This is a genomic window from Ornithinibacter sp., assembly GCF_035443565.1.
Classification (GTDB): Bacteria; Actinomycetota; Actinomycetes; order Actinomycetales; family Dermatophilaceae; genus Fodinibacter.
The window spans coordinates 1-8,883 of sequence record NZ_DAORSO010000099.1 but is presented as its reverse complement, the minus strand read 5'-3'; the positions used below and the strand labels follow the sequence as shown (position 1 = coordinate 8,883).

Sequence of the window (8,883 nt, the reverse complement as noted above, 5' to 3'; positions counted from 1 at the left end):
CGATGAAGAGTGCGTCGCCGGTGAGGACGCCGTAGGCCACCTCGTCGTCGGCGTGTTCGTAGACCAGGACCGAGATCGACTCGGGGGTGTGGCCGGGGGTGGCCATGATCTCCAGGGTCACGTCGCCGAGGGAGATGCGCTCGCCGTCGGCGAGGTGGCGCACCGGGAAGTCGGCCGCGGCGGCCTCGCCGTAGCCGATCCACGCACCGGTCTCTCGGGCGAGCTCGAGGTGGCCGGAGACGAAGTCGGCGTGGAAGTGGGTGTTGATGACCCCGATGATGGACAGGCCCTTGGCGCGCGCGTCGTCGAGGTACTCGGCGACGTCACGTCGGGGGTCGACGACGACGGCCTGGCCGGTGGACTCGTCGGCCACGAGGTAGGAAGCCTGGGAGAGGCAGTCGAGGTAGTACTGGGTGAAGATCACGCAATCCTCCAGGGATGGCTACGAGTGGAGTGTGGTCGATGTGCTCAACAGATACCCTAGGGGGTATATTTCCGTGGAGCAAGCCACCCGTTCAACCCCGACCCCTGGAGCCCTTCGTGACCCACCTGCCAGTCTCCGCCAGCCACGTCCTGCGAGGCCGCCGCCCCGCCCGTGCCTCTCGGGCCGGCCGCTCCTCCGGCCGCACCGGCCGCCCCCTCCTCGTGTCGGTGCTCGCGGTGGCGTCCATCGCGCTCGCCGGCTGCTCGAGCGACGCGGGATCCGAGGCGTCGGTCACGGCCGGCCCGACCGCCGCCAGCGCCCCGGCCAGTGGCGCCGAGCTCGACGCAGCGGGCTTCGCGGCGGCGCTGAAGCTGCCCGGCACGACGATCATCGACGTTCGCACCGCTGCCGAGTTCGCCGAGGGCCACCTGCCGGGAGCCGTCAACATCGACATCGCGTCGCCCGACTTCGCCGCCCAGGTCTCGGCCCTCGACCCCAGCGCGCCGTACGCCGTGTACTGCCGGTCGGGCAACCGCTCGGCCAGCGCGCTCGCCGAGATGGCCGCGGTCGGGATGACCGGCGCCTACCACCTCGGTGGCGGGATCGGCGCCTGGCAGAGCGCCGGCGGCGAGGTCGTCACCGGCTGATCTCCGACTCCGGCGGGGCTGCGCGCGGTCGAGGTGATACCGCTCGGGTAAGCGTGCACCTGGGGCTCGACTCCGGCGGGGCTGCGCGCGGTCGAGGTGTTATCGATCGCAGATCCGCGCGTTAACACCTCCACTCCGCCGGGCGCGCGCGGGGTCGACTGCTGAGGCCCGGCTGCAGGCGAAGGTCCCTGCCGGAACTTCTGCCTCGCCCCCCGGAACATCTCCGCCGTCCCAGTGACGGCGGAGAACTTCGCGTCCGGCGGCGGGGGGGGGCGTGCGGGATCACCTCCATCCGGTGCGGCGACCCAGGTCCGGCCCGGATGGCTGCGGGTCACGGTTGGGACACGACGCGCGGCAATCACTGGACGCCCGACCCCTGGCTGTGACCACAATGGTGCGTGGTGGATGGGAGCGCTCCCACGGAGCACACGGAGGCCGGGCCCAAGGCTCGCTCCGCCCGTCCCGAGCCGTCTGGCACCCGTGCCGGGGCCGTCCGGGAACCCGGCACCGGCACGGGAGCCAGGCGGCCCCCCACCATCGAGGAGGTCGCTCGCCTCGCCGGCGTGGGGCGTGGCACGGCATCCCGGGTGGTCAACGGCTCGCCGCACGTCTCGGCCCCTACGCGAGAGGCCGTCAACCGGGCCGTCGACGAGCTGGGCTACGTGCCCAACCGGGCCGCGCGCTCGCTGGTCACCCGGCGCACCGACATCGTCGCCCTCGTCGTCTCCGAGACGGGAGACCGCATCTTCGGGGAGCCCTACTTCGCGGCGGCCGTGCGTGGCATCGGCGAGCGGATCGCGCAGTCGCCCTACCAGCTCGTGCTCACGATGGCCGGCAGCCAGCGCGAGCGGGGGCGGGTGGCCGACTACCTCACCGACCAGTACGTCGACGGGGTGCTCCTGCTGTCGCTGCACGGCCCCGAGGACCTGCCGACCGTTGTCGAGTCGCGCGGGGTGCCGACGGTCTGCGGGGGCCGCGTGCCCGGCATCCAGCCCGCGTGCGTCGTCGACGTCGACAACCGCTCGGGGGGCTTCTCCGCCGTCGAGCACCTGCTCGCACGGGGGCGACGGCGGATCGCCGTGCTCACCGGGCCGCGGGACATGGCGTCGGGCCTGGACCGTCTCGAGGGCGCCCGCGATGCCGTGGCCGCTGCGGGCCTGCCAGCAGACACCCTCATCGTCGAACCGGGCGACTACAGCGAGGCCAGTGGCGAGGTCGCGATGCGCCAGGTGCTCCTCACCGGACCCACCCCGGATGCCGTGTTCGCGGCGTCCGACCTCATGGCGATGGGTGCGCTTCGCGTCCTTCGTGGGGCGGGCCTCAGCGTGCCGGGAGACGTCGCCGTCGTCGGGTTCGACGACTCGCCGGTGTGCCGTCACACCGACCCCGGGCTGACGAGCGTGCACCAGCCCGTCGAGGAGATGGGGCGCGTGATGGCCGACCTGCTGCTCGCCCGGCTGGCGGGGGAGCACCCGCCGGCGCAGACCGTGCTGCCGACCCGGCTCGTCGAGCGCGGCTCGACGTAACTGGGGCTGATCTGGGCGCCCAAAGTGCGGGTGATGACGACCGGGTGCCGGGCTACGCCCGTCGCTCCGGCGCCGCGCCCCAAGTCGGTGACCTCGGAGTTGGACCTGCGCCAAGAGTCACGTTTTGGTAACGGGGCGGTTTCGGCGTGCGGGTGTGGCCGTGGGGCGCCATTGTTTCCCCTCGGGCCCTCGGGCCCTCGGGCCCTCGTCCTTGTCGGTTGGGTTGAGGGGTAGTTGTGGAGTCGTCGCGGGGTTATCACTGGTTCTTTGATGGTGCGTCGGCTCGATTGCTGGGGCGGGTGGTCGGGGTTGTTGCGGCGGCGGTGTTGGTGCCGACGATGGCGCAGGCGGCCCCGCCGCAGGTGGAGGTCGTCACTGCCGCGGTGAAGCCGAAGCCGGTGACCTCGGCCGCGGATGCGGTTTCGGCTGCAGTGTCGGCGCGGGCGCAGGGTGCCCGGGTTGAGGTTGAAGAACTGCGGGATGAGTTCTCGACGACGTGGGTGAACCCGGATGGGTCCTTCACGACGCAGGCGCACGCGGGGGTGCAGCGGTTCAAGGACGCCAAGGGTTCCTGGCGCAACGTCGACCTGAACCTGGTCGAACGATCAGACGGGACGGTCGGGGCGAAGTCGCACCCGCTGGGGGTGTCGCTGGCGGACAAGTCCAAGGGCGCCGGCGGCGGCGCGAAGGGCGCGACTGCCACTGATTTGGTGGTGGTGGATGAGAAGCCGGGGAAGGACAAGGCGGCACGTCAGGTCGTCCTTGGCTGGCCGGGCAAGCTTGCGGCGCCGGTGTTGGACGGGACGCGGGCGACGTACACGGATGTGTCCCCGGGTGTGGATGTGGTGGTGGAGTCGCGCCGGTCGGGGTTTGAGCAGCTCACGGTGATCCGGGACGAGGCCGCGTTGGACGCGCTGGTGGCGGCCGCCGGTGGCGGTGACGTGTCGTGGTCGTTGCTGGTGAAGACGAAGGGTTTGTCGGCGCGGGCGGAGAACGACGGCAGTGTGTCGTTCGTCGACGCCAAGGGGGTGGTGGTCTCCCGGTTCGCGACACCAATCGCGTGGGACGGCAAGGTTGATGAGCGGTCGGGGGAGAAGGTCAACGCCTCCCCGGTGGGGGTGTCGGTGGCGCAGAAGGGCAAGGGTCAGGCGGTGTTGACGTTGACCCCGGACCGGGGGTGGTTGCGCGACCCTGCGCGGGTGTTCCCGATCACGGTTCACGGCGCGGTCGTTCTTGAAGTTCGGGTTCACCAACTTCAAGAACCTGTCGATCAAGTCGGCGTCGTTGTCGTTGTACGAGACGCATTCGTACTCGTGCACGGCGAAGCCGTTCTATGTGCATTCGACGTCGGACATCGCGACTCCAACGTCGTTGCGGTGGTCGAACCAGCCGGGTGCTGGGACGCAGTACGGGTCGGCGACGGTGGCGAAGGGGTTCTCGTCGTCGTGCGCGGCGGGGCGGGTGTCGGTGCCGATCACGGGGTTGGTGTCGGCGTGGGCGGGCAACGCGTACTCCACTGGGTGGTTGCGGTTGTCGGCGTCAGAGACGGACAACTACGGGTGGAAGAAGTTCGCGTCGTCGGAGACGTCGACCGATCCGTACATCACGTTCACGTACAACCGCAAGCCGAACGCGGCGTCGGCGCCGGCGTTGACGGCGCCTGAGTCGTATCAGTTCACCCCGTTGTCGGGGTCGACGTCGTGGTTCACCACTGCGGCCAGGCCGACGTTCACGTCGACCGCGAGCGACCCGGACGGTAACGGGTACACGGTGACCACGGAGGTGCATTCGTCGACGTCGGGATCGAGCCTGGTGACGTGGTGTACCAGTGGGAGGTCCACGGACCCGTACACGTACACCGCGTCGGGGGTTCCGGCGTCGTGCGCCATCCCCACGACGCGGGCGGCGTTGGCGAACAACACGGTGTACTACGCCCGGACCGCCGTCAGCGATGACCAAGGTTTGTGGAATGGGACGTGGTCGCCGTGGACGGCGTTCTACACGGCTTTCAACAACCCGCCGGTCCCGGTGATCTCGTGCCCGGCACCGTTCGCCGCGGACGGGACGTGGCTGCCCAGCGCGCCGTCGTCGCCGACGGTGACCTGCACCATCACCGCTGCGGGTGTGGTGGGAGACTACGGCGCGGCGGGGTACCTCGATGTCAGTGTTGACGGTGCGCCGGTGTCGCGGGTGAAGATCCCGGCCAGTACCGATCCGACCGTGGCGAAGACGACTGTCACGGTCAACGTCGGAGTCAAGGGTGCGCATGGGATCACCGCGACCGCGGTGTCGCGGGCGCTGAAGACGTCACCGACGGTGACGTACGGGTTCGGGTGGGGTGACGCGGCGTCGTTGACGTCACCGGGCACCGGTGCGACCTCCTCCGGCAAGGTGGTCGTGGCGGCGGGTGGCCCACCGCGGGGTGGAGCGACCGCCGTTACGGCGCAGGTGCAGTGGCGTGTGGCCGGTTCGGCTGCGGGGGCGTGGACGGACGCAGCGGGGCCGGTGCCGGTGGCGGCACCGAGCGCGTCGACGTTGGCGGCGTTCACGTCCGTGTTTGATCTGAAGTCAGCGGTGCGTGAAACAGGGGCCACGGTTGATGTGCCCAAGCGCACCCCGGTGCGCCTGGATGTCCAGGTGTGTTTCACCTACGCGGGCACGGCGGTGACGCGGTGCACGTGGGAACCGTCACCCGTCACAGTCACGCGGTTGCCGCACGCGTTCGGTGACGGGTACCCGACCACGGATGCCGGGGTGGGGCAGGTCGCGCAGTACACCGGTGAGGTCGCGATCTCCGGGACGGACGTGTCCGTGCCGGGGTACACCGGCGACATCAGCATCTCCCGATCGCACACTTCCTTCGCCGGTGACGGTTCTGTCGCGAACTGGCCCACGGATTCTGTGACGGGGGTGTTCGGGCCAGGGTTCACCGCGAACCTCGACGGCGCGGACGCCGGCCTGGCCGGGCTCACCGTGGTCGACAACACCGGTATCGACGCCTCGGTCGCGTTTGTCGACGAGGAAGGTGAACCGTTGGTGTTCACCACCGCTGCGGGCACCCGCGCCTACCCCACCGGGGCGACCACGTACGTCCCGGCCACCGACGACACCCTCGAGGCGGGCATCACGATGAAGTGGGCCGGGACCGGCACCGCCGCGGTGATCTCGCTGACGGAGGAGGACGGCACCGTCACGACGTGGAAACCCGTCGCAGCACCCGCGCTGGCGGGAACGGTGTGGAAGCCGGCGACGATCACCGAGCCCGGAACGGTCGGGGCGACGACGTTCGGGCACGACCCCACCTCTGGGCGGGTGACCCGGATCGTGGCACCCGTGCCGGACGGCATGGCCGGCACGTCCTGCCCCACCGCGGGGGCCTTGGTCAAGGGGTGCCGCGCCCTGGACATCACCTACGCGGCCACGACGACCGCAGCTTCGACTGTCCCCGGTGATTTCACGGGTCGGGTGAAGTCGGTGTCGGCGACGTTGTGGAACCCCACCACGTCAGCGATGGCGACCACCGTGGTCGCGCAGTACACCTACGACACCGCCGGCCGGTTGCGGTCGGTCATCGACCCCCGCACTGGTTTGGGAACGGCGTACACGTGGCACGGCACGTCGACGCGGATCGCGTCAGTGACCCAGACGGGGATGGCCGCCACGAAGCTGACGTACGACGGGGACGGGAAGATCACGCAGGTCTCGCGGGAGAACCCGACAACCGTCGGCGGCGCTGATGTCACGGTCGCCCGGTACGTGTACGACGTCCCCACCTTCGGGGCGGGGCTGCCCACGGTGAATGACACGCACACCGCGTGGCAGCAGGCCAAGGAAGCGGTGACCGGGTACGCGGTGTTCGGGCAGGACTACACCGGAGCGGTGTCCGGGTCCGGGGTGGACTGGAGCTACGGAGACCTGTCCTACGTTGACGACCTCGGGTACACCGTGAACACCGCCAGCTACGGTGCGGGGGCGTGGCTGGTCACCGCGACCGACTACGACGGCGAGGGCAACGTCATCCGTGAGCTTGACGCGTCCGCGACCGCGGCCGCACGGGCCACCCCTGGGCTGTCGGCGGCGCAGGTTGACGCGATGTCCACCCGCACCGTGTACAACACCGAGATCAAGAACACCGAAGGGGTGGTGGTGCTTGCTAGCAGCTCGCGGGTCACTGACACCTACGGCCCGACCCGCCTTGTCGCCCTCGCGGACGGCACCCAGGTCCAGGCCCGCCCGCACACCAGCACGACGTATGATCAGGGCGCGCCGACGACACTGAACCCGGCCACGGGCCAGCACTGGTCGCTGCCGACCACCATCACCACCGGTGCCGCCTCTCCTGGTGCGGCGCCGGGATCCGCGGACATCGAGGTCATCTCCACGGTCGTCAACGGGTACACCAAGCTCAACCCTGCGGACGCCACCGAGGGTGACCCGTGGACCCTGGGTTCCCCGTCCACGGTCACCACCGCGGGCATCACCCGCAAGACCAGGGTCGACACCGCCGGTCGGGTCACCGACACACTCCAGCCGATGTCGACCGGGGCCGATGCGGGAACGACGAAGACGGCGTATTTCACCGTCGCCGCGCAGGCCGCCCCGAACGCCGCGTGTGGGGGGAAGCCGGAGTGGGCGGGGTTGACGTGCCGCACCTACCCGGCGGCAGCACCCGACTCTGGCCCGTTCCTGCCGGATGAGGCCACGACCGGGTACACGATGTGGCTGCACCCGCGAACCGTCGTGGAAACGTCCGGGGCCGCGACCCGCACTACCACCACCGAGTACGACTCCGCGGAGCGGGCGGTCTCGTCCAAGACGACCACGGCAGGGCTGACCGGGTCTACGGCGCGCCCTGGGTCGTTTACGAAGTACCGCACCGACAATGGGCTCGTGGCCTACACCGGGGTGTTGACTGCGGCCGGTACTGACGCCGAGACCGCGGGCCGGACCACGCCCACCTATGACAGGTGGGGCCGCACCACCAGTAGCGTCGGGGATGCCGGCACTGTCACCACGCTCTTCGACGCCGCGGGCCGGGTCGCAACAGTCACCGACGCCAAGGGCACGACGACGTTCGGGTACGACGGCACCGGTGAGCGGCGCGGGCTGCTCACCTCGCAGACCGTGACTCGTGGCGGGTCCGCCGGCACCCTGACGTACACGGCGGCCTATGACGCGGATGGGAACCTGACCTCGCAGACCATGCCCGGCGGGATCCGGCAGGTCACCACCTACGACTCCGTGGGTGAACCTGTCGGGTTGGAGTACCGGGGCCAGGTCACCACCGTGGAGGAGGTCACCGACCCCGTGACCGGTGAATCCACGTGGAACCCGACCGGGGTTGTGGCTGACCAGCCGTGGCTGACCTGGTCAACCGTGAACGACGTCACAGGCCGGGTGCGGTTCGAGGCCACCGGTCAAGGTGCCGCGTTCAGCACCGGGACCGGGGTCACCGACCTCGAGGACGTCACACCGTGGGTTGCGTCCACCGGGGACGCCTCCAGCTACGCCCGCGAGTACACCTACGACGGTGCCGGCCGCCTGACCCGGGCCCGGGACAACACCACCGCCATCGACCCGGCCACCGGAGACCTGACCTCGAGCTGCACCGACCGGGCGTACACGTTCAACACCAACGGCAACCGCACGAAGCTGGTCACCACGACCCGCCCGGGTGGGGACTGCGCTACTGCGGGCACCACCACGACGGTGAACACGACCGGGTGGGACACCGCCGACCGGGCCACCACCGGCCGTAACGGGACCGGGTCGTACGTGTACGACCTGTTCGGGCGGCAGACCACCCTGCCGAGCTCTGACGCGCCGAACCCTGCCGGTGGGAACATCACCTTGGGCTACTTCGACGACGACCTGGCCCGCACGGTCACCCAGGGCGGAACGTCGACGACGTTCACTCTCGACGCTAACGGGCGACGCTCCACCCAGTCCACGGTTGACGGTTCGGGGACCACGACCACGGTGCGCCGGTACACCGACGGCGGGGACAACCCCGCCTGGGTCGACACCACGACCCCCGGGACGGGCACGACCACCACGCGGTTCACCGAAGCCATCGGTGGCGACCTGTCCGCCACCATCGCCTCCGACGGCGGCCTGATCATCTCGTTGGGCAACCCCCACGGCGACGTCGTCACCACCATCGGCATCTCCGCCGACCAGGCCGCGACCACCCCCGCCACCGCCATCAGCGGGTGGGCCACCTACGACGAATACGGCAACACCACCACCGCGGATGCCGTCGACGGCACCCTCGGCTACGGCTGGC

Annotated in this window: 6 protein-coding genes; 4 read left to right on the top strand and 2 right to left on the bottom strand. The window is 70.2% G+C overall.

The window, feature by feature from the left end; translation table 11 throughout:
* On the bottom strand, positions 1-424 hold a 424-nt coding region (locus tag PLL68_RS10455; RefSeq protein WP_324533828.1), incomplete at its 3' end, for an MBL fold metallo-hydrolase.
* 116 nt (positions 425-540) lie between these two features.
* Between PLL68_RS10455 and PLL68_RS10450 the strand changes: the two genes are divergently transcribed.
* The 3 genes from PLL68_RS10450 (at position 541) to PLL68_RS10440 (ending at position 4,261) form a co-directional block, all read left to right on the top strand.
* The gene (locus PLL68_RS10450) at positions 541-1,071 is read left to right on the top strand and encodes a rhodanese-like domain-containing protein (RefSeq protein ID WP_324533827.1); all 531 of its coding nucleotides are present in this window, start codon (positions 541-543) and stop codon (positions 1,069-1,071) included.
* Between the two features lie 536 nt (positions 1,072-1,607).
* Complete coding sequence (locus PLL68_RS10445) at positions 1,608-2,597, top strand: LacI family DNA-binding transcriptional regulator (protein ID WP_324533830.1); 990 nt, start codon at positions 1,608-1,610, stop codon at positions 2,595-2,597.
* Between the two features lie 236 nt (positions 2,598-2,833).
* Positions 2,834-4,261, top strand: a complete 1,428-nt coding sequence (locus PLL68_RS10440; RefSeq protein ID WP_324533825.1) for a hypothetical protein — start codon at positions 2,834-2,836, stop codon at positions 4,259-4,261.
* A gap of 6 nt (positions 4,262-4,267) precedes the next feature.
* On the opposite strand, the gene PLL68_RS10435 is transcribed toward PLL68_RS10440, so the two are convergent.
* Positions 4,268-4,516 (bottom strand): hypothetical protein, encoded by a 249-nt coding sequence (locus PLL68_RS10435; RefSeq protein WP_324533823.1) that lies wholly within the window; start codon positions 4,514-4,516, stop codon positions 4,268-4,270.
* Between PLL68_RS10435 and PLL68_RS10430 the strand changes: the two genes are divergently transcribed.
* The coding region (locus PLL68_RS10430; RefSeq protein WP_324533821.1) for an RHS repeat domain-containing protein at positions 4,506-8,883 on the top strand (4,378 nt) is incomplete at its 3' end. The genes PLL68_RS10435 and PLL68_RS10430 overlap by 11 nt on opposite strands.